The organism is Variovorax sp. GW460-12-1-14-LB1, from assembly GCF_059423605.1.
The window spans coordinates 25,843-46,030 of record NZ_JBWKYF010000004.1; the positions used below are offsets into that span (position 1 = coordinate 25,843).

The following is a 20,188-nucleotide window of genomic DNA, read 5'->3' on the forward strand; positions in this document are numbered from 1 at the left end:
CGACCCCTGGAGGGGTAATCGAATCGGGAACGGGGGGAGGTTTGATGTGGGGCAAGAACTGCCTCACGAACCGGGGAACTCGAACCGGTTGCCTGATGAAAGGCCCGGTGAACTGAGGGCGATTATGACAGGAAAATCGCCCCGGCCAACGCATTGCGCGCTGGCCGGAAGAAATGCATCAGGCGAGTTGCTGGTCGATGAAGGCCGTGAGTTGTGCCTTGCTCATGGCGCCGACCTTGGTGGCGGCCAGCTGGCCGTCCTTGAACAGCATCAGCGTGGGGATGCCGCGAATGCCGAACTTGGCGGGGATGTCGCGGTTCTCGTCGACGTTGAGCTTGGCGATCTGCAGCTTGCCTTCGTAGGTGGCCGAGACTTCGTCGAGGATGGGGGCGATCATCTTGCAGGGACCGCACCATTCGGCCCAGTAGTCGACCAGGACCGGTTGGCTGGACTTGAGCACGTCGGCCTCGAAGGAAGAATCGGAGATGTGTTTGATCAGTTCGCTGGCCATGTGATGTGTCCTTGTGCGCAGAGAGAGTTTCGGTGCAGCTAAAGTGCTGGTCATTGTGACAGAAACCAAGGGGTGACGTGCCATGCGGCCCGGCTATGGCGGCGATAGCCAAAGCCCTTTGCGGCCCTGCCGCCGACCCCCTCAACCCCCTCGATAGAACATGAACGAAGGCCACCCCGTCCAGGCCCTGTGGTGCGATCCCGCCGACGGCGTCGTCGCGCGGATCGTGCGCGCGCTCGGCGAGCGCCAGCTGCATGCGGCGCGCACCGTGGTGCTGGTGCCGTACGCGCAGCTGATGGCGGTCGCGCGCGGCATGTGGGCGCGCTGCGGCAGCCCGGGCTTCGTGCCGCGCTTCGAGACCACGCACAACTGGGCGCGCAGCGCGGGTGGCTTCCTGCCGTCCGGCTACGACATCGCCTTCGACATGGCGCGCGACCTGGTCACGGCCCAGGGCCTGCTCGCGCAATCGGGCTTCCAGGCCGAACGCTTCGCGCTCGCGGGGCGCGTGGTCGAGCTGGCCTATCAGCTGGCGCCGCTGGCATCCGCCGTGGCGCCTGAGGTGCGCGGCAGCGACTGGGCACAGGGCGCAGCCAAGGTGGCCGATGCCGGCAGCGAGTCGGAGTGGTTCCGCATCGAGAGCGCGCTGATCCGCGTCGCCGTGGCCTGGGCCGCGAACTCGGGCTATGCAACCGACGTGCTGCTGCGCGACGCGGCGCGCACCCAGGTCGATGCGCTGATCGTGCTCGAAGGCTTCCAGACCGATCCGCTCACGCAGGCCCTGTGCGCGCTGTGGGGCGACCGCGCGATCCGCATTCCGCTCGTGCCCGCCGACGCACCGCCGTCTGCCGCCCACGCACACGTGGCGCTCGACCCCGAGGACGAGGCCCAGCTGGCCGCCGCCTGCGTACTGCAGCACCTGGCCGAGGGCCGCGCGCCGGTTGCGCTCGTTGCCACCGATCGCGCGCTCACCCGCCGCATCAGCGCCCAACTGAGCACGCAGGGCATCGTCACGCACGACGAAACCGGCTGGAAGCTGTCCACCACGCGCGCCGCCGCCACGCTGATGAGTGCCTTGCGCGCTTGCGCGCACGACGCAGCCACCGACCAGGTCCTCGAATGGCTCAAGAGCGGCGCCGAGGTCGATGGGTTCGCCGTGCAGTCGCTCGAAATGCGCCTGCGACGCGAAGGCGTGCGCGACTGGCAGGCCTGGTGCGCGTTGATCGCGCGCAGCGACAAGCCGCAGGACGAAAGCCTGCGCACGTTCACCGCCACCATCGAAACCCGCCGCGCCCCGATGGCGCGCGCGCGCTCCCTGGCCGAGTGGCACCGCGCGCTGCGCGAGTTGCTGACGGCCGGCGAGCAGTGGGACGCGCTCGCCGCCGACTTCGCGGGCGCCAAGGTGATCGCCGCGCTCTGGCTCGATGCCGACGCGCACGGCGAGGAAGACGAGTTCCCCGGCGGACGCCACAGCCTGGCCGAGTTCACCGCCTGGGCGCGCGACGTGCTCGAAGACGCCAGCTTCGTGCCGCCCGCCGGCGACGAGGCGCCCAAGGTGTCCGTGCTGCCGATGTACCAGTTGCTGGGCCGCGTCTTCGGCGCCGTCGTCATTCCCGGCTGCGACGACCGCCGCATGCCCCCGTCGCCCGAACCACCGGGCAACTGGAGTGCGGCGCAGCGCCTCGACCTGGGACTGGCCTCGCGCGAGGTGCTGGAGGCCGCGCAGCGCGCGGCCTGGGCCATGGCCACGCGCAACCCGAACTGCGACCTGGTCTGGCGCCATTCCGACGCCAGCGGCGAGCCCGTGCGCCCGAGCCCGCTGGTGCAGGCCCTGCAGCTCGCGCACGCATTGCAGTCGGGCGTCGATCCGCGCACGCCGCGCGACGTCGCCGTCACGCCGACCCTGCGGCCCACGCCCTCGGGCGCGCTGCTGCCGCTCACGAATGTGTCGACCAGCGTCTACGAAGACCTGCGCCGCTGTCCCTATCGCTTCTTCGCGCTGCGCCAGTTGGGCCTGCGCACCGCCGACGAGCTCGATGCCGAGGTCGACAAGCGCGACTTCGGCAACTGGCTGCACGCGGTGCTCGGCCAGTTCCACGAGACCCTGCGCGACGCGCCAATAGGCGATGCGCAAGCGCGCGCCACGCTGCTGGCCGACACCGCGCGCGATGTCACGCAAACCCTCGGCTACTCCGACGCCGAGTTCCTGCCCTTCGCCGCGGCGTGGCCGGCGGTGCGCGACGGGTATCTCGAATGGCTCGCGAAACATGAAGCGGACGGGGCGGTCTTCGTCGAGGCCGAGCCCTGGAAAGAGCAGCCCCTGGGCACCCTGCGGCTGGTCGGCCGGCTCGACCGCGTCGACCGCACGGCCGACGGCCAGCCCTTCGTGATCGACTACAAGACCGAGACCGCCTCCGTCACCAAGGAGCGCGTAAAGGACCCGACTGAGGACACGCAACTCGCCTTCTACGCGGCGCTGGTGGCCGACGACACCTTGCGTGCGGCCTACGTCAACGTGGGCGAGAAGTCGTCCGGCACGCAGACCGTCGAGCAGCCCGCCGTGGTCGAGGCGCGCGATGCGCTGGTCGCCGGCATCATCGACGACTTCGCGCGCATCGCGCAGGGCGCGCCGCTGCCGCCGCTGGGCGAGGGCAGCGTCTGCGATTTCTGCGCCGCACGCGGCCTGTGCCGCAAGGATTTCTGGGAGGTCACGCCATGAACGGCGCAGCCTACGAACACAACGGCCGGCACGTCGCGCGCGAGGCCTTCTACACCGTCGCCTGCGATCCGCGGCGCTCGGTCGCGGTCGAAGCCTGCGCGGGCGCCGGCAAGACCTGGATGCTGGTGTCGCGCATCGTGCGCGCGCTGCTCGAAGAGGGCGATTCCGCCTGCGAGCCGCACGAGATCCTGGCCATCACCTTCACCAAGAAGGCCGCCGGCGAAATGCGCGAGCGGCTCGATCAGTGGCTCGCGCTGTTCGCCGAACTCGATCCGGCCGCGTCGCAACGCGAACTCGTGATGCGCGGCATGACACCGGAGGCCGCGCAGGCGGCCGTGCCGCGGCTGCAGGGGCTCTACCGGCGCCTGCTCGAAGGCGGGCGTCCGGTGCAGTTCCGCACCTTCCACGCGTGGTTCGCGGGCCTGCTGCGCAATGCGCCGCTCGCCGTGCTGCGCGAGCTGGGGCTGCCGGCGAACTACGAGCTGCTCGAAGACGATGCCGAGGCGCGCACCCACACGTGGCGGCCGTTCTTCGAGGCGGTGACCGGCGACGCGCGCGCGCTGGCCGACTACTACGCTGTCGTCGCCACGCACGGCCGCTCGCAGACGGCGAAGGCGCTGGGCGAGGCGCTGTCGAAGCGGGTCGAGTTCTCGCTGTCCGACCCCCAGGATGCGGTGACGCCGTTCGACGTGCTGTACCCGGCCCTGCAGGGGCTGGAGGTGCCGACCGACGCGCTGCGCGGCGAGGCCGTGCGCCGCCGCTGGCTCGACCGCGCCGCCGCCCTCGGCCGCGAGGCCAACAAGACACCGCAGAAGGCGGCCGAAGCCATCATCGATGTGTTCGGCACGGGCGAGCCCGCGCCTGAGGCGCTGGCCGACGCGCTCGCCGTGCTGCGCAAGACCTTCTTCGTCGCCACCGAAGACCGGCTCACCAAGAACCTGCAGAAATTCCCCGCCGCGCAAGAGGCCGAGACCGAACTGCAGCTGCTGTGCGCCGCGCAGGCCCAGCACGCGGCATGGCTGTACCAGCAACGCATGACGCGGCTCACGCGCCTGCTGATCACCGCCTTCGGCGAGGTCAAGCGCGCGCACGGCTGGGTCGACATGAACGACGTCGAGCAGGCCGCGCAGCTGCTCTTGGGCCAGTCGGCGCTGTCGGGCTGGGTGCAGGAGCGGCTCGACGCGCGCGTCGCGCACCTGCTGATCGACGAGTTCCAGGACACCAACCCGCTGCAGTGGCAGGCGCTCTACGGATGGCTCAGCGCCTACACCGGCGCGGGCGGCAGCGCGCCGCGCGTGTTCATCGTGGGCGACCCCAAGCAGAGCATCTACCGTTTCCGCCGCGCCGAGCCGCAGGTGTTCATCGCCGCCAAGAAGTTCGTGCGTGAAGGGCTCGGCGGCGAACTGCTCAACTGCGACCACACGCACCGCAACGCGCGTGCTGTGGTGGGCCTCGTCAACAGCGCGATGCTGGCCGCGCAGGCGGCCGGCGAGTTCGACGGCTACCGCGCCCACACCACCGAGCGCGGCGACGACGGCGAGCTGCTGAAGCTGCCCGCCATCGACCGCGACGCGCTCGACACCACGGTGGCCGCCGCGCCGGCCGACGACGGCATGCTGCACTGGCGCGACAGCCTCGTCACGCCGCGCGTGCTGCCCGAAGAACAGCTGCTGCAGAAGGAATGCGAGCAGGCTGCGCGCTGGGTCGCGCAGCGCATCGCCGACGGCACGCCGCCGCGCCAGATCATGGTGCTGGCGCGCCGCCGCAGCCGCTTGTCGGCCATGCAGGATGCGCTGCGCCGCCGCCACATTCCCGTGCAGCAGCCCGAGAAGAACGACCTGAACGACGCGCCCGAGGTGCAGGACGTGGTCGCGCTGCTCGACGCGCTGGTGTCGCCCGCGCATGACCTGTCGCTGGCGCGCGCACTCAAGTCGCCGCTGTTCGGCATCGACGACGACACGCTGGTGCAGCTGGCGCGCTGCCAGCGCGAGACGCCGGTCGCCAGCTGGTTCTCGCTGATCCAGAAGGGCGAAGGCCTGCCGCCCGTGCTGACCGAGGCGGGCGTGCAGCTGCGCCGCTGGCAGCGCTGGCTGATGGCGATGCCGCCGCACGACGCGCTGGACGCGATCTTTCACGACGGCGACGTGCTCGCGAAGTTCGGCGCCGCGGTGCCGGCGGCCTTGCGCCAGAGCGCGCTGGCCAACCTGCGCGGGCTGGTCGCCGCTTCGCTCGACATCGACGGCGCGCGCTTCGCGACGCCCTATGCCCTGGTGCGGGCCTTGCGCGCGGGCGGTGTGCGCGCGCCCACCGTGGCCGCGCCCGAGGCCGTGCAGCTGCTGACCGTGCACGGAGCCAAGGGCTTGGAGGCCGACACGGTGCTGATGCTCGACTGCGACGCGCCGCCGCCGCGCGCGCAGACCATGGGCGTGCTGGTCGAGTGGAAGGGCAGCGACAGCGCGCCGACGCGCTTCGTGTTCCTGGCCAGCGAGAAGACGCCGCCGGCCTGCGCCGCCGCGCTGCTCGAAGAGGAGCAGCGCGCGCGCCACCGCGAAGAACTCAACGGGCTCTACGTGGCAACCACGCGGGCCCGCGAGCGGCTGGTGCTGTCGTCGGTGAAGCCGTCGCGCGCCAACGAGGGCAGCTGGTGGGCGCGGCTGGAGCCGCTGTGCGAGCCGACCGAGGCCGACGAGCCGCTGGTCGAGGCCTCCGCCGCCGGCGAGACCGGGGTGGGCACCTTCGCGATGAAGCGCCTGCCCGCACCGCTCGTGGCTGCAATTGGTACGCCGCCCGAAAGGAAAAAGGCACAAGACGCCACGGTCGACGCGCGTGCCGCCGCGTTCGGCCAGGCCATGCACCGGCTGCTCGAGTGGGCGGTGCCCGGCGAGGCCTTGCCGCCGGCCCATGTGCGGGCGGCCGCGCGCGAATTCATGCTCGATCCGCAGCAGGCGCGCGGCGCCGCGGCGCTGGCCCAGCGCATCCGCGCGGGCGCCGGTGCCTGGGTGTGGGACGATCGCAGCATCGACTGGCATGGCAACGAAGTCACGCTGGTCCACGAGGGCGATACCTTGCGCATCGACCGGCTGGTGCGCGAGCGCTCCACCGGCGCATGGTGGATCCTCGACTACAAATCGGCCGCGCGCCCCGAACGGGACGCGGCCCTGATCGCACAGATGCAGCGCTACCGCGCTGCCGTGCAACATGCCTACCCCGGTGCCACGGTGCGCGCCGCGTTCCTGACCGGGCAGGGCGAACTGGTGAATCTCGAATGACTGTTTCTCCTACCGTCGCCGTCATCGGCGGCGGACCTGCCGGCCTGATGGCGGCCGAAGTGCTGAGCGCGTCCGGCGCGCAGGTGCACGTGTACGACGCGATGCCCTCGGTGGGCCGCAAGTTTTTGCTGGCCGGCCGCGGCGGCCTCAACCTCACGCACTCCGAGCCTTTCGATGTGTTCGTGACCCGCTTCGGCGAGCGCCGCGCGCAGCTCGAGCCGCTGCTCGCGGCCTTCGGTCCGCAGCAGGCGCGCGAGTGGGCGGCCGGACTGGGCATCGAGACCTTCGTGGGCACCTCGGGTCGTGTGTTCCCGACCGACATGAAGGCCGCGCCCTTGCTGCGCGCCTGGCTGCATCGCCTGCGCGCCGCGGGCGTGCAATTCCACATGCGGCATCGCTGGGTGGGCGACGGGGCCTTCGATGCGAACGCGCTGCGCTTCGCGACGCCGACGGGCGAGGTCACCGCCAAGGCCGACGCCGTGGTGCTGGCCTTGGGCGGCGCGAGCTGGGCACGCCTGGGCTCCGATGGGGCGTGGGCACCGTGGCTGCAGGCGCAGGGCGTGGCGGTGGCGCCGCTGCTGCCCGCCAATTGCGGCTTCGACGGCGCAGGCTGGAGCGAGCATTTTTCAAGCCGCTTCGCGGGGCAACCCTTCAAGTCGGTCGCGATCGCTTTCACCGACAGCCAGGGACGGCACTTTGCGCGCAAGGGCGAGTTCGTCGCCACGGCCACCGGCATCGAAGGCAGCCTGGTCTATGCGGCGTCGGCGCTGCTGCGCGACGAGATTGCCGCGAACGGCAGTGCGACGCTGTTGCTCGACCTGCTGCCCGACCGCAGCGCCGAACAGGTGCTCGCCGCGGTGAAGCATCCACGCGGCGCTCGCTCGCTGAGCAGCCACCTCAAGAGCCGTCTCGGCATCGAGGGCATCAAGGCGGGCGTGCTGCACGAAGCGCTGAGCAAGGAAGCGATGCAGGACCCGGCGCAACTGGCGGCCACCATCAAGGCGGTGCCGCTGAAGCTGGTCGCGACGCGGCCGGTCGACGAGGCGATCAGCACCGCGGGCGGCGTGCGCTTCGATGCGCTCGATCCGGCCCTGATGGCGACGGCGCTGCCCGGCGTGTTCGCGGCAGGGGAGATGCTCGACTGGGAAGCGCCGACCGGCGGCTACCTGCTCACGGCAGCGATGGCCAGCGGCGCGGCTGCGGCGCGCGGCGCGATCCAGCGGCTGGGGCTATAGCCGCAGGCCTGCTCAGCGCTCGCAGGGCCAGAAGAACACCTGCTCGGGGTCATCCGCATCGAGGTTCTCGATGTGGCCGCTCTCTCTGAACCCGGCTTCTTTCAGCAGCGAGTGCATCGCCGCGTTGGAGCGGTTCGTGGAGGTGAAGAGCTTGGGGCGTTCGCAGATCGACTGGAAGTGATCGATGAGTCGCAGGCCGAGCCGCCTGCGGCGAAATTGCTCGCCGACCATCAGCATCTCGATGAACCCGCAGTCGAAGAAGTGGTGGTGCAGGACGCCGTAGGCGGCGATGTCGCCATCCACCTCGATCACATGGCAGAAGCGATCTTCGATCCAGCCTTGGATCTGCACGGCGCGGCACGCATCGTGCGCGGCCACGGTGTCGAGACGCACCAACGCTTCGAGATCACTGATGCAGGCGGGCCGGATGTCCAAGTTCATGGATGGCTGCGCGAAGTTCTGGGAATTTGAGGTGTCCGGGGTCGGTAACCCCTGGACACGGCGCGTAAGTTCTCTGGAAAGGAACTCACGGCTTCTGGATGTTAGGTTGACGAGCCTTACCCCTGGCACTGACTACGCAGTTAGGGCTGCTTGGTTCCCCACCTGACCCGGTTGGCCACTTCACCATGCAGGGAGGCCCGTCAGCCTGCATTCTAACCGCGCGGATTTGCCCCCTTGGCCGGGGCGTGAATCATTTCGACGGCGGATGGGAAACAAGCGTGAAGTGACCCCCGCCGCGCCTTTTAGAATGCCCGCAATGTCTTATCTCGTGCTCGCTCGCAAGTTCCGTCCGAAAACCTTCGGTGAGATGGTCGGTCAGGGGCATGTGGTCCAGGCGCTGGAAAACGCGCTGACGACGCAGCGCCTGCACCACGCCTATCTGTTCACCGGGACGCGGGGCGTGGGCAAGACCACGGTGTCGCGCATCCTGGCCAAGTCGCTCAACTGCCAGGGCCCGGACGGGCAGGGCGACATCACCGCCACGCCCTGCGGCGTGTGCCAGGCCTGCCAGGACATCGACTCGGGCCGCTTCGTCGACTACACCGAGCTCGACGCGGCTTCCAACCGCGGCGTGGACGAAGTGCAGTCGCTGCTCGAACAGGCGGTCTACAAGCCGGTGCAGGGGCGCTTCAAGGTCTTCATGATCGACGAAGTGCACATGCTCACGAACACCGCGTTCAACGCGATGCTCAAGACGCTCGAGGAGCCGCCCGAGTACCTCAAGTTCGTGCTGGCCACGACCGATCCGCAGAAGGTGCCGGTCACGGTGCTGTCGCGCTGCCTGCAGTTCAACCTGCGGCCGATGGCGCCCGAGACGGTGCTCGAACACCTCACCAGCGTGTTGCAGACCGAGCAGGTGCCGGCCGAGCCGCAGGCGCTGCGCCTGCTGGCGCGCGCCGCGCGCGGCTCGATGCGCGACGCGCTCTCGCTCACCGACCAGGCCATCGCCTTCGGCAACGGCGAGCTGCTCGAGACCGGCGTGCGCCAGATGCTCGGCAGCGTCGATCGCGGCCATGTGTTCCGCCTGATCGAAGCGCTGGCACAAGGCGACGGCAAGACCGTGGTCGACACCTCCGAGGCGCTGCGTCGCGACGGCATGTCCGCCGCGTCCACGCTCGAAGAAATGACGGCGGTGCTGCAGGCCATGGCGGTGCTGCAGGCCGTGCCCTCGCGCGCCGAATCGGCCGATGCGGCCACCGACCCCGACGCGGCCGACACGGCGCGCCTGGCGTCGCTGATGCCCGCCGACGAGACGCAGCTGCTGTACAGCCTGTGCCTGCATGGGCGCGGCGAGCTGGGCCTGGCGCCCGACGAGTACGCGGCGCTGACCATGGTGCTGCTGCGGCTGCTGGCCTTCAAGCCCTCCCATGCGGCCGCCTCGACGGCCTCCACGGAAAAAAAAACTCTGAATGACGCCGGTGGCGCCGCGCCGCGGGCTCCCGCGCGCGAAGCTGCCCCGGTTTCCCGGCCTTCGGTGCCCGATCCGGCACCCGTTGCCGCGCCTTCGCAACCGCCCGCGCAGCCTGCGCCGGCCGGCCAGCGGCTCGCGGTGGTCGATGCCCCGCAGCGCCAGCCCATGCCCCGGCCTGCCCCGCAGGAGGCGTCCGACGCCCCCGCGGCCCATGTGGTCGGCGTGCCGATCCGCGTGCAGCCGCCGCCCGGCCAGCGCGACGTGCCGCGCGAAGAAGAACAGCGCAGCACCTACACCCCGATCCCTCCGAGCGAAGAGGGCGACTTCTGGCATGCCACGGTCATGCAGCTCGTCGTGGCCGAAAGCGTGGCGGCGCTGGCGCGCGAGCTCGCGCTGCAGTCGCAGCTGGTGGCGCGCGACACCGACCAGTGGATGCTGCGCATCGAGCGCGAAACGCTCAACCAGCCGTCCAGCCGCGAGAAGCTCACGGCGGCGCTGCAGGGCCTCGGCCACAATGTGAGGCTGGCCATCGAGATCGGCGGCGTGGTCGACAGCCCGGCGCGCCGCAACAAGCAGGCGGCCGACGAGCGCCAGCGGGTGGCCGAGGAAGCCATCCGCAGCGACCCCGAGGTGCAGATGCTGATGCGCGACTTCGATGCGAAGATTGTTCCCGGATCGCTGAAGCCCCTCTGAAGCCGGCGCCGCAGTCGCCGCATTTTTCGACCGTATTCTTTCCATCACCAACCCATCACAGACAGGACCAACGATGTTCAACAAAGGACAACTGGCCGGCCTCATGAAGCAGGCGCAGGCAATGCAGGACAACCTCAAGAAGGCCCAGGAAGAACTGGCGCACATCGAGGTCGAAGGCGAGTCGGGCGCCGGTCTCGTCAAGGTCGTCATGACCTGCAAGCACGACGTCAAGCGCATCACCATCGACCCCAGCCTGCTGGCCGACGACAAGGACATGCTCGAAGACCTCGTGGCTGCCGCCTTCAACGCCGCCGTGCGCAAGGCCGAGGAAACCAGCGAGCAGAAGATGGGCAAGCTGACGGCCGGCATGCCCGGTCTCCCGCCTGGCATGAAGCTCCCGTTCTAAGCGACGCATGGCAGACGCCAGTTCGCTCGATGCGCTGGTCGATGCGCTGCGCCGGCTGCCCGGTGTCGGCGTCAAGTCGGCCTCGCGCATGGCCTTCCACCTGCTGCAGCACGACCGCGAGGGCGCGCAGTTGCTCGCTCGCGCGTTGCAGCAGGCGGCAGGCCAGGTGCGGCACTGCGAGCTGTGCAACACCTTCACCGAAGCGCCGATCTGCCATGTCTGCATGGACTCGCGGCGTGACGGCACCAAGCTGTGCGTGGTCGAGACGCCGGCCGACCAGGCCGCGCTCGAACGCACGGGCGCCTTTCGCGGCTACTACTTCGTGCTCATGGGCAAGCTCAGTCCGCTCGACGGCATCGGGCCGAAGGACATCGGCCTGCAGAAGCTGTTCGACCGCGCGCGCGACGGCACGGTGAGCGAGGTCATCCTCGCGACCAACTTCACCGCCGAAGGCGAGGCCACGGCGCACGTGATCGGCGAGGCGCTCAAGCAGCACGGGCTCACCGTGACGCGTCTGGCGCGCGGCGTGCCGGCCGGCAGCGAGCTCGAGTACGTCGACCTCGGCACGATCGCGCACGCGCTGGTCGATCGCCGCTGACGCGCGGCCTGTTCAAGGCCGCGTTCGTTCTTTCCTCCTGTTGTCGTCACCATGACCTTCTCCTTGCTCACCGTCGCCTACTGGTGCGTGTTCATCGCCTGCGGCCTGCCGTACCTCGCGGCATGGATCGCGAAGGCGGGCAGCTTCGGCGTGCGCGACAACATGCATCCGCGCGACTGGGCCGCCAAGCAAAGCGGCTGGCGCGCACGCGCCAACAGCGCGCAGGCCAACAGCTTCGAAGGCCTGCCGTTCTTCATCGGCGCGGTGCTCATCGCGCACCAGCTCGGCGTGGCGCAGGCGCGGCTCGACATGCTCGCGGTGGCCTACGTGGTGCTGCGCGTGATCTATCTCGCGCTCTACATCCGCGGCGCGCCGAGCGCGCGCAGCGCGGCCTGGGCACTCGCGTTCCTGGTCAATATCGCGATACTTTTTCTGGCGCGATAGCGCCTTGGCGAAGGCTTCTCCAGGAGGCCTTCGTGCTTACGTGAAAACCCGCACGGGATGACCCCGATGCAGGCCCACAGGGCGCACGCCTAAGCTCGATTCAGTTCACCAGAATCACAGAGCCCGCAGGACCGCGCCATGCTTCATCGCAGAACCCTCATCTCCGCCTCCGCAGTCGCTGCCGCAGCGATTGCATTGCCGCGGGTCTTTGCGCAGCAGGCCAAGCTGGAGAAAACCAAGGTCTCGATCGCGGTGGGCGGCAAGGCGGCGTTCTACTACCTGCCGCTCACCATCTCCGAGCAGCTGGGCTACTTCAAGGCCGAAGGGCTCGAAGTGGAAATCTCCGACTTCGCCGGTGGCGCGCGCGCACTGCAAGCGGTGGTGGGTGGCTCGGCCGATGTCTGCTCGGGCGCCTACGAACACACGATCAACCTGCAGGCCAAGAACCAGTTCTTCCAGGCCTTCGTGCTGCAGGGCCGCGCACCGCAGATCGCGGTGGGCGTGTCGACGAAGAACATGGCGGGCTACACCGGCATCCAGGACCTGCGCGGCAAGAAGATCGGTGTTTCGGCGCCGGGCTCGTCGACCAACATGGTGGCCAACCTCGTGCTCTCGCGCGGCGGCCTCAAGGCCAGCGACGTGAGCTTCATCGGCGTGGGCGTGGCAGCCGGTGCGCTCACCGCGCTGCGCTCGGGCCAGATCGACGCCATCAGCAACACCGACCCGGTGATGACCATGCTGGAGCAGAAGGGCGACGTGAAGATCATCAGCGACACGCGCACGCTCAAGGGCACCGAGCAGGTGTTCGGCGGGCCGATGCCCGCGGCCTGCCTCTACGCGCCGATCGACTTCATCCAGAAGCATCCCAACACCTGCCAGGCGCTGGCCAACGCGATCGTGCGCGGCCTCAAGTGGCTGCAGACGGCGGGGCCGGGCGACATCATCAAGACGGTGCCCGAGACCTACCTGCTGGGCGACCGCGCGCTGTACCTCGCGTCGTTCGACAAGGTGCGCGAGTCCATCGCCACCGACGGCCTCGTGCCGGCCGAAGGGCCGAAGACGGCGCTCAACGCCATCGCGAGTTTCGACACCTCGGTCAAGGCCGACAAGATCGACCTCGCCAGGACCTACACCAACGATTTTGCAAAGCGTGCGAAAGACAGGTTCAAAGCCTGATTGCGAACGTTCAGCAACCCGGCTTCGGCCGGGTTTTTTCTTCCGGAGCGCCATGCCCGACTACGCACTCGAACTCCTTTCCATCCGCTGCACCTTTCTTTCGAAGGACGACCCGGGCCAGCGCTACACGGCGGTGGACGACACCACGCTGCGCATCGGCGCGGGCGAGTTCGTCTCGGTGGTCGGGCCCACGGGCTGCGGCAAGTCGACGCTGCTGAACGTGGGCGCGGGCTTGCTCGAGCCGTCGTCGGGCGGGGTGAAGGTGTTCGGCCAACCGCTCACGGGCGTGAACAAGCGTGCGGGCTACATGTTCCAGACCGAGGCGCTGATGCCGTGGCGCAGCGCCATCGACAACGTGAAGGTGGGGCTGCAGTACCGCGGCGTGCCCGACACCGAGGCGCACGCGCAGGCCGAGGCGTGGCTCTCGCGCGTGGGCCTTTCGGGCTTCGGCGACCGTTACCCGCACCAGCTCTCGGGCGGCATGCGCAAGCGCGTGGCGCTGGCGCAGACGCTGGTGCTCGACCCCGACATCATCCTCATGGACGAGCCCTTCAGCGCGCTCGACGTGCAGACGCGGCAGCTGATGGAAAACGAAGTGCTCGAGCTGTGGAGCGCGAAGAAGAAGGCCGTGCTCTTCATCACGCACGACCTCGACGAGGCGATTGCGATGAGCGACCGCGTGGTGGTGCTGTCGGCCGGCCCGGCGACGCGGCCGATCGGCGAGTTCGTGATCGACCTGCCGCGTCCGCGCGACGTGGCCGAGGTGCGCACGCAGCCGCGCTTCGTGGAGCTGCATCGCCAGATCTGGGAGGTGCTGCGCGACGAGGTGCTCAAGGGCTACGCGCAGCAACTGAGGAAGGCCGCATGATGCCGCGCCTCGATGCACGCCATGCGCGCTTCTGGCAGCTCGCGCTGCTCGCCGTGATCCTGGTGCTGTGGCACGTGGCCTCGCGCAACGACCAGATCGCGTTCTTCCTCGGCCAGCCGATCGTGGTGGCGGGGCGCATCTGGAGCTGGTTCCTGCCCTTCGAGGTGCCGCCGAACCTGCTGTTTCCCGAAGGCCTGAAGGGCAACGCCGACATCTACCGCCACCTGGGCACGACGCTGCTCGAAACGGTGCTGGCCTTCGGCATCGGCACGGCGCTGGGGCTGGGCTGCGGCCTGTGGCTGGCGCTGGCGCCCACGGCGAGCCTGATCCTCGACCCGTACATCAAGGCCGCCAACTCGATGCCGCGCGTGATCCTCGCGCCGATCTTCGCGCTGTGGTTCGGCCTGGGCATCTGGAGCAAGGTGGCGCTGGCCGTCACGCTGGTGTTCTTCATCGTGTTCTTCAACGTCTACCAGGGCGTGCGCGAAGTGAGCCCGGTGGTGCTGGCCAACGCCAAGATGCTGGGCGCCAACCAGCGGCAGCTGCTGCGCACGGTGTACCTGCCCAGCGCCACGAGCTGGGTGTTCTCCAGCCTGCACACCTCCGTGGGCCTGGCCTTCGTCGGCGCGGTGGTGGGGGAGTACCTGGGCTCGGCGCGCGGCGTGGGCTACCTGATCCTGCAGGCCGAGGGCACCTTCGACGTGAACACGGTCTTCGCCGGTATCGTGGTGCTCACGGCCTTTGCGCTGGCGCTCGACGGGCTCGTGGGCCTGATCGAGAAGCGGCTCATGAAGTGGCAGCCGCGCAGCGGCGAGACCGAGAAGCTCTGAGCCGCGCGTTCAACGCGCCCAGTGCCTTCAGTGGGTCTGGCGCGTTTCGGTGTTGACCTGCACCAGCGCGCGTCCTGCGAAGAGGCCGCCGGACATCTCGAGCACCAGCCGTTCCTTGTCGCGGCGGCGCAGGTCGTCGATCACCTCGTCGGCTTCCTCGGGCGTGGCGCCCAGCGCGACCACGCCTTGCCGGCCGAAGGCCATCGCCGATTCGAAGGTCTCGCGGATCTGGTAGTCGACGTCGAGCTTCACGAGCTCGACCGCGTGCTCGCGATCGAAGGCGCGCACCATCAGGTGCGCATGCGGGAACTCGGACTTCACGTGCTCCGCGATGCGCGTGGCCACGGCGCGGTTGTCGATGCACACCATGATCGCGCGGGCGTTGTGCGCGCCGGCCGCATGCAGCACGTCGGCGCGTGCGCCATCGCCGTAGTACACCTTGAAGCCGAAGTCGGCGGCGTCGCGGATCACCTGCGTGTCGTTGTCGATGATCGAGATGGAGGCACCGCGCGCCAGCGCGCCCTGGATCGCGATCTGCCCGAAGCGGCCGAAGCCGATGACGAGCACGTTGCCGGCCAGTTCCTCGGCTTTCTCCACGCCCTCCATCGAGGCCTGCGCGGTGGGTGCGAAGCGGCGATGCACCAGCACCACCAGCGGCGTGAGCGCCATCGACAGCACCACCACCGCCGTCATGTTGGCGTTGACCGTCGGGCTGATGACCTTGGCGGCGAGCGCCGACGAGAACAGCACGAAGGCGAACTCGCCGCCCTGCGCCATCAGCACCGCGCGGTCGAGCGCATCGGCGGGCGAGCTCTTGGCGAGTCTCGCCACGCCGGAGATGCACAGCGCCTTGACCACCATCATCGAGATCACGCCCGCGACGATGAGCTGCCAGTTCTGTGCCACCACCGCGAGGTCGAGCGACATGCCCACGCCGATGAAGAACAGGCCCAGCAGCAGCCCGCGGAAGGGTTCGATGTCGGCTTCGAGCTGGTGGCGGAAGGTCGATTCGGAGAGCAGCACGCCGGCCAGGAAGGCGCCCATGGCCATCGACAGGCCTCCGACCTGCATCAGCAGCGCCGCGCCCAGCACCACGAGCAGTGCCGCGGCCGTCATCACCTCGCGCGCCTTGGAGTTGGCGAGCACGCGGAACAGCGGATTGAGCAGCCAGATGCCCGCCGCCACCAGCGCCGCGAGCGCACCCACGGCAATGCCGATGCCGATCCAGCGCGAAGGTGCAATGGCCTGCTGCGCCGCATCCACCGGTGCGATGAAGGCGACGATGGCCAGCAGCGGCACGATCAGCAGGTCTTCGAAGAGCAGCACGGCGACGATCTTCTGGCCGCGCGGCGCGGCGATGTCGCCACGCTCGCCGAGCAGCTGCATCACGATGGCCGTGGAGGTGAGCACGAAGCCCATCGCGCACACGAACGAGACGGCGAGCGGGAAGCCGAAGGCCATGCCCACGCCGGTCAGCAGGATGCCGCACACCACCACCTGCAGGCTGCCCAGGCCGAAGATGTCACGCCGCATGCTCCACAGGTGCGACGGGCGCATCTCGAGCCCGATCACGAAGAGGAACATCACGACGCCGAGTTCGGCCGTGTGAAGGATGGTCTGCGGGTCGGTGAAGAGGCCGAAGCCGAAGGGCCCGATGGCCAGGCCCGCCGCCAGGTAGCCGAGCACGGAGCCCAGCCCGAGCCGCTTGAACAGCGGCACGGCCACGACGGCGGCCCCTAACAGCGTGACGACCTTGATGAGATCGCCCGCGCTTCCTTCGACTGCCATGGCCTGTCCTCCTGATGTCGCTTTTCTTGTCCGGGCCCGGCACCACCCGCCGGCAGGGCAGGGGTCAGCGCTTGCGCTTGGACGGCGTGCCGCCGCGCGGCTGGCGCACCACCGCCTGCTTGGCGCTGCTGCTGCCGCGTGCGGCGGCCTTCACCGGCGCGCCGCCGCGCTTGGACGTGACCACCGCCGCACCCCGGCCGCGCGCGGGCGCTGCACCCGAGCCGACACGCGCCGCGGGCGTGGCGCGCACCGGCAGGTACACGACCACGCTGTAGCCGCGCTTGAAGGCGTGGTTGGGGTTGACGTCGTTCCAGTCGGCCACGGCCGCAGGCTTGAGGTTGTAGCGGCGCGCGATGCTCGCCACGTTGTCCGAGCGGCCGGCCTTGACGGTGGTGCGGCGCGTGATGATCTCGGGCTGGAAGCTCAGGTGGCCGCCGTCGGCCACGACGGCCGCCACGTCTTCCTTCACGCGTGCGCCGCGCGGCACGATCAGCGTGGAGCCGGCCTTGATGAGCATGCGCGGCGGCACGTTGTTGAGCGCGCGCAGGTCCGACTCGCTCATGCCCGAGCGCTGGGCGGCGTCGGCCACCGTCATGGTGGTGGGCACGACCCAGGCGGTCCAGCTGGCGTACTGGCCCTGCGTGTAGGCGTCGAAGTTGCGCTTGAAGACCGCCGCGTTGTCCCAGGGCAGCAGGATCTCGGAGGTGCCGGCCGCGATCAGCACGGGCTTGTGGGCGGCGGGGTTGAGCGCGCGGAAGTCTTCGATGCGCACGTCGGCCAGCTTGGCCGCCAGTTCCACGTCGAGGTCGCGCGTGAGCGGCACGGTCTGGAAGTAGGGGTGGTTGGCGATCAGCGGCAGCTCGGCGTTGAAGGCCTGCGGGTTGGCCACGATGTTCTTCACGGCCTGCAGCTTGGGCACGTACAGCCGGGTCTCGGCCGGCATCGACAGGTCGCTGTAGGTGGTGGGCAGGCCCAGGCGCTGGTTCTTGGCGATGGCGCGTCCCACGCTGCCTTCGCCCCAGTTGTAGGCGGCGAGCGCGAGCTGCCAGTCGCCGAACATGCCGTAGAGCTTTTGCAGGTAGTCGAGCGCGGCACGGGTGGAGGCCACCACGTCACGGCGGTCGTCGCGGAAGATGTTCTGCTTGAGGTCGAAGTCGGTGCCGGTGGCGGGCATGAACTGCCACATGCCGGCGGCGCGCGCGCTGGACACGGCCTGCGGGTTGAAGGCGCTCTCGATGTACGGCAGCAGCGCCAGCTCGGTCGGCATGTTGCGGCGCTCGAGCTCCTCGACGATGTGGAAGATGTACTTGTTCGAGCGCTCGGTCATGCGCTGGATGTAGTCGGGCCGGCTGGCGTACCACTGCTCGCGGTCGCGCACCAGGTCGCTCTCGAGGTTGGGCATCTTGAAGCCGCGGCGGATGCGGTCCCACATGTCGGCCGGCGGTGCCAGCGTGACCACGCTCTGCGAACGGGCCTGGCCGCTGGTCAGCGGGCTGAGGTTGGCGTCGCGCGGATAGATGGGCGTGGCGCTGCCCGAGGGGCGGGCGCCGGTGCCGCCGGCAGCGGTGCCGGCCTTGGCGGTGGGGGAGGAAGAAGCACTGTTGTCCGTGCTCGCGCAGCCCGCGAGTACCAGGGAGCCTGCGAGGCAGGTGGCAACGATAAATTTCATCGGAAGTCGTTTTTCCATTGGCGCAGGGCGGCGAACACCTCGGCTTCGGCGGCATCCGCGGAAAGCTCGGCATGGGCCCGCACTGCTCGAAAGACGGTGGCTTCGCGGCTGCGAAGAAAGGGGTTGATCCGGCGTTCGATCGCCAGTTGCGAGGGCAGCGTGGGCTGCCCCTGTGCGCGCAGGCTTTCGCAATGCGCGTTGTAGTGAGTGAGTTCGTCGTTGCCGGGTTCCACGGCGCGGGCGAACTTCAGGTTAGCAAGTGTGTATTCGTGCGCACAGCACACACGCGTGTCGCCGGGCAGCGCGGCGAGCGCGTCGAGCGAGGCGAGCATCTGCGTGGGCGTGCCCTCGAACAGGCGGCCGCAGCCGCCCGAGAAGAGGGTGTCGCCGCAGAACAGCACGGGGGCCTGCGCGGCCGAGGCCGGCAGGAAGTAGGCGATGTGCCCGGCCGTGTGGCCCGGCACGTCGATGACCTCGAAGCGCAGGCCCAGGGCCTGTGCGATGTCGCCCTGCACCAGCGGCGTGAAGGGCTCGGGGATGCGCTCGCGCGCGGGGCCCCACACCTTCGCACCCGTGGCCGCATGCAGCGCGGCCACGCCGCCCGTGTGATCGGGGTGGTGGTGCGTGACTAGAATCGCGGCCAGCTGCAGCTTGTGGTGCGCCAACGCATCGAACACCGGTTGGGCATCGCCCGGGTCCACCACGATGGCGTGGTGCCCGTCGTGCAGCATCCAGATGTAGTTGTCAGCAAAAGCGGGCAGCGGAACAAGGGTCATGAGCGGTCAAATTATAGGTTTGCAGGATTGGTTCGCGACCCCCCCCGGCCGCTACCTCCTAGCCTGGGAGCAGGCCCAGTTCGACGAGGCGGTGGCCGATGTTTTCGGTTACCACGCCTTGCAGCTCGGGGCCGCCGAGGTCGACGGGCTGCGCGCCAACCGCATGCCGCACCGCTGGCTGGCCCTGACCGACCCGGTGCGGGCCGGCAAGGCGACGCTGGTGACCGATTTCGCCGCCTTGCCGTTCGCGGCCAACAGCCTCGATCTCGTGGTGCTGCCGCACGCCTTGGAACTCAGTCCCGATCCGCACGCCACGCTGCGCGAGGTCGAGCGGGTGCTGGTGCCCGAGGGGCGGGTGGTGATCTGCGGCCTGAACCCGACCAGCCTGTGGGGCCTGCGGCAGCGCCGCGGGCACCTGTACCGCCGGCTGGGGCTGGGCGAGACCTTCCTGCCCGAGGCCGGCGAGTTCATCGGCTACTGGCGCATGCGCGACTGGCTGCGCCTGCTGAGCTTCGAGGTGGAGTCGGGCCGTTTCGGCATCTACCGGCCGGCGGTGCGCAGCGACGCCTGGCTGGAGCGCTCGCGCTGGATGGACGCCGCCGGCGAGCGCTGGTGGCCGATCTTCGGCGCCGCCTACTTCCTGGTGGCGGTGAAGCGCGTGCGCGGCATGCGCCTGCTGAGCGCCGACTGGCGCCGCAGCGGCGCGCGGGCGACGGCGCCGGTGCCCATCGCGGGCAAGGTGCACCGCAGCAAGCAGTGAACGAACGAATCCATGGACGCGGGCGGCATCGCCCGCATGACGCTAGAGAAAAAAGGAACAGTCAGTTTGAACGAAGTCGTGATCTACACCGATGGCGCGTGCAAGGGCAACCCGGGACCGGGCGGTTGGGGCGCGTGGCTCAAGTCGGGCCCCACCGAGAAGGAACTGTTCGGCGGTGAACTCAACACCACCAACAACCGCATGGAACTCACGGCCGTGATCGAAGGGCTCGCCGCGCTCAAGCGGCCCTGCAAGGTGCTGCTGTACCTGGACAGCCAGTATGTGCGCATGGGCATCACCGAGTGGATTCGCGGCTGGAAGGCCAAGGGCTGGCTCACCTCGACCAAGCAGCCCGTGAAGAACGTCGAGCTCTGGCAGAAGCTCGACAAGCTGGTGTCCGAGGGCGGCCACCAGATCGAGTGGCGCTGGGTCAAGGGGCACTCAGGCGATCCGGGCAACGAGCGGGCCGACATGCTGGCCAACAAGGGCGTGGACAAGGCCCTGGGCCGGATCTGACCGTCAGCGGCAGGGCCTGGG

At 69.4% G+C, this 20,188-nt stretch carries 17 protein-coding genes and 1 other RNA gene; 12 read left to right on the forward strand and 6 right to left on the reverse strand.

Annotation, left to right across the window (positions count from 1 at the left end; translation table 11 throughout):
* Positions 1 to 178: 178 nt before the first annotated feature.
* Entirely contained in the window at positions 179 to 511 is a 333-nt protein-coding gene (gene trxA, locus AC07Y4_RS03180) for a thioredoxin TrxA (RefSeq protein WP_042578306.1), read from the reverse strand.
* 160 nt (positions 512 to 671) lie between these two features.
* On the opposite strand from trxA, the gene AC07Y4_RS03185 reads away from it, so the two are divergent.
* Genes AC07Y4_RS03185 through AC07Y4_RS03195 form a run of 3 tightly spaced genes read left to right on the forward strand, consistent with a single transcriptional unit; the run spans position 672 to position 7,731 of the window.
* Entirely contained in the window at positions 672 to 3,227 is a 2,556-nt protein-coding gene (locus AC07Y4_RS03185; RefSeq protein WP_487846760.1) for a PD-(D/E)XK nuclease family protein, read from the forward strand.
* Positions 3,224 to 6,496 carry a UvrD-helicase domain-containing protein gene (locus AC07Y4_RS03190; protein WP_487846761.1) on the forward strand — a complete coding sequence of 1,091 codons (3,273 nt, stop codon included), beginning with the start codon at positions 3,224 to 3,226 and terminating at the stop codon, positions 6,494 to 6,496. Before AC07Y4_RS03185 ends, AC07Y4_RS03190 begins: the two co-directional genes overlap by 4 nt.
* A complete protein-coding gene (locus AC07Y4_RS03195; protein ID WP_487846762.1) occupies positions 6,493 to 7,731 on the forward strand; it encodes a TIGR03862 family flavoprotein in 1,239 nt (412 codons plus the stop codon). The genes AC07Y4_RS03190 and AC07Y4_RS03195 overlap by 4 nt, the downstream gene beginning before the upstream one ends.
* Before the next feature lie 12 nt (positions 7,732 to 7,743).
* Here AC07Y4_RS03195 and AC07Y4_RS03200 read toward each other — a convergent pair whose 3' ends face one another.
* Both AC07Y4_RS03200 and ffs read right to left on the reverse strand, forming a co-directional pair.
* The gene (locus tag AC07Y4_RS03200; RefSeq protein WP_487846763.1) at positions 7,744 to 8,166 is read right to left on the reverse strand and encodes a GNAT family N-acetyltransferase; all 423 of its coding nucleotides are present in this window, start codon (positions 8,164 to 8,166) and stop codon (positions 7,744 to 7,746) included.
* 111 nt (positions 8,167 to 8,277) lie between these two features.
* An RNA gene (ffs, locus tag AC07Y4_RS03205) (signal recognition particle sRNA small type) lies at positions 8,278 to 8,374 on the reverse strand.
* A 114-nt stretch (positions 8,375 to 8,488) separates the two neighbouring features.
* On the opposite strand from ffs, the gene dnaX reads away from it, so the two are divergent.
* The 7 genes from dnaX to AC07Y4_RS03240 all read left to right on the forward strand — a co-directional run bounded on the left by dnaX (position 8,489) and on the right by AC07Y4_RS03240 (position 14,658).
* Positions 8,489 to 10,336 carry a DNA polymerase III subunit gamma/tau gene (gene dnaX / locus AC07Y4_RS03210; protein WP_487846764.1) on the forward strand — a complete coding sequence of 616 codons (1,848 nt, stop codon included), beginning with the start codon at positions 8,489 to 8,491 and terminating at the stop codon, positions 10,334 to 10,336.
* 73 nt (positions 10,337 to 10,409) lie between these two features.
* On the forward strand, positions 10,410 to 10,742 hold the full coding sequence (locus tag AC07Y4_RS03215) for a YbaB/EbfC family nucleoid-associated protein (RefSeq protein WP_007836669.1): 333 nt from the start codon (positions 10,410 to 10,412) through the stop codon (positions 10,740 to 10,742).
* Between the two features lie 7 nt (positions 10,743 to 10,749).
* Complete coding sequence (gene recR / locus AC07Y4_RS03220; protein WP_062473120.1) at positions 10,750 to 11,340, forward strand: recombination mediator RecR; 591 nt, start codon at positions 10,750 to 10,752, stop codon at positions 11,338 to 11,340.
* A 51-nt stretch (positions 11,341 to 11,391) separates the two neighbouring features.
* A complete protein-coding gene (locus tag AC07Y4_RS03225) occupies positions 11,392 to 11,784 on the forward strand; it encodes an MAPEG family protein (RefSeq protein WP_487846765.1) in 393 nt (130 codons plus the stop codon).
* A gap of 138 nt (positions 11,785 to 11,922) precedes the next feature.
* On the forward strand, positions 11,923 to 12,960 hold the full coding sequence (locus tag AC07Y4_RS03230; protein WP_159271585.1) for an ABC transporter substrate-binding protein: 1,038 nt from the start codon (positions 11,923 to 11,925) through the stop codon (positions 12,958 to 12,960).
* Between the two features lie 52 nt (positions 12,961 to 13,012).
* A complete protein-coding gene (locus AC07Y4_RS03235) occupies positions 13,013 to 13,828 on the forward strand; it encodes an ABC transporter ATP-binding protein (RefSeq protein WP_487846766.1) in 816 nt (271 codons plus the stop codon).
* A complete protein-coding gene (locus tag AC07Y4_RS03240; protein ID WP_062473112.1) occupies positions 13,825 to 14,658 on the forward strand; it encodes an ABC transporter permease in 834 nt (277 codons plus the stop codon). Before AC07Y4_RS03235 ends, AC07Y4_RS03240 begins: the two co-directional genes overlap by 4 nt.
* A gap of 27 nt (positions 14,659 to 14,685) precedes the next feature.
* Here AC07Y4_RS03240 and AC07Y4_RS03245 read toward each other — a convergent pair whose 3' ends face one another.
* The 3 genes from AC07Y4_RS03245 to gloB form a co-directional block, all read right to left on the reverse strand.
* Entirely contained in the window at positions 14,686 to 16,446 is a 1,761-nt protein-coding gene (locus AC07Y4_RS03245; RefSeq protein WP_487846767.1) for a monovalent cation:proton antiporter-2 (CPA2) family protein, read from the reverse strand.
* A gap of 64 nt (positions 16,447 to 16,510) precedes the next feature.
* On the reverse strand, positions 16,511 to 18,115 hold the full coding sequence (locus AC07Y4_RS03250) for a transglycosylase SLT domain-containing protein (RefSeq protein ID WP_487846768.1): 1,605 nt from the start codon (positions 18,113 to 18,115) through the stop codon (positions 16,511 to 16,513).
* Positions 18,112 to 18,891: a hydroxyacylglutathione hydrolase gene (gene gloB, locus AC07Y4_RS03255; RefSeq protein WP_487846769.1), complete on the reverse strand. Its 780-nt coding sequence runs from the start codon at positions 18,889 to 18,891 to the stop codon at positions 18,112 to 18,114. The genes AC07Y4_RS03250 and gloB overlap by 4 nt, the downstream gene beginning before the upstream one ends.
* On the opposite strand from gloB, the gene AC07Y4_RS03260 reads away from it, so the two are divergent.
* Together AC07Y4_RS03260 and rnhA are read left to right on the forward strand one after the other, a co-directional pair.
* The gene (locus AC07Y4_RS03260; protein WP_223301333.1) at positions 18,890 to 19,651 is read left to right on the forward strand and encodes a class I SAM-dependent methyltransferase; all 762 of its coding nucleotides are present in this window, start codon (positions 18,890 to 18,892) and stop codon (positions 19,649 to 19,651) included. The genes gloB and AC07Y4_RS03260 overlap by 2 nt on opposite strands.
* A gap of 66 nt (positions 19,652 to 19,717) precedes the next feature.
* Positions 19,718 to 20,167: a ribonuclease HI gene (gene rnhA, locus AC07Y4_RS03265; RefSeq protein WP_095745544.1), complete on the forward strand. Its 450-nt coding sequence runs from the start codon at positions 19,718 to 19,720 to the stop codon at positions 20,165 to 20,167.
* The last annotated feature ends 21 nt before the right edge of the window (positions 20,168 to 20,188 follow it).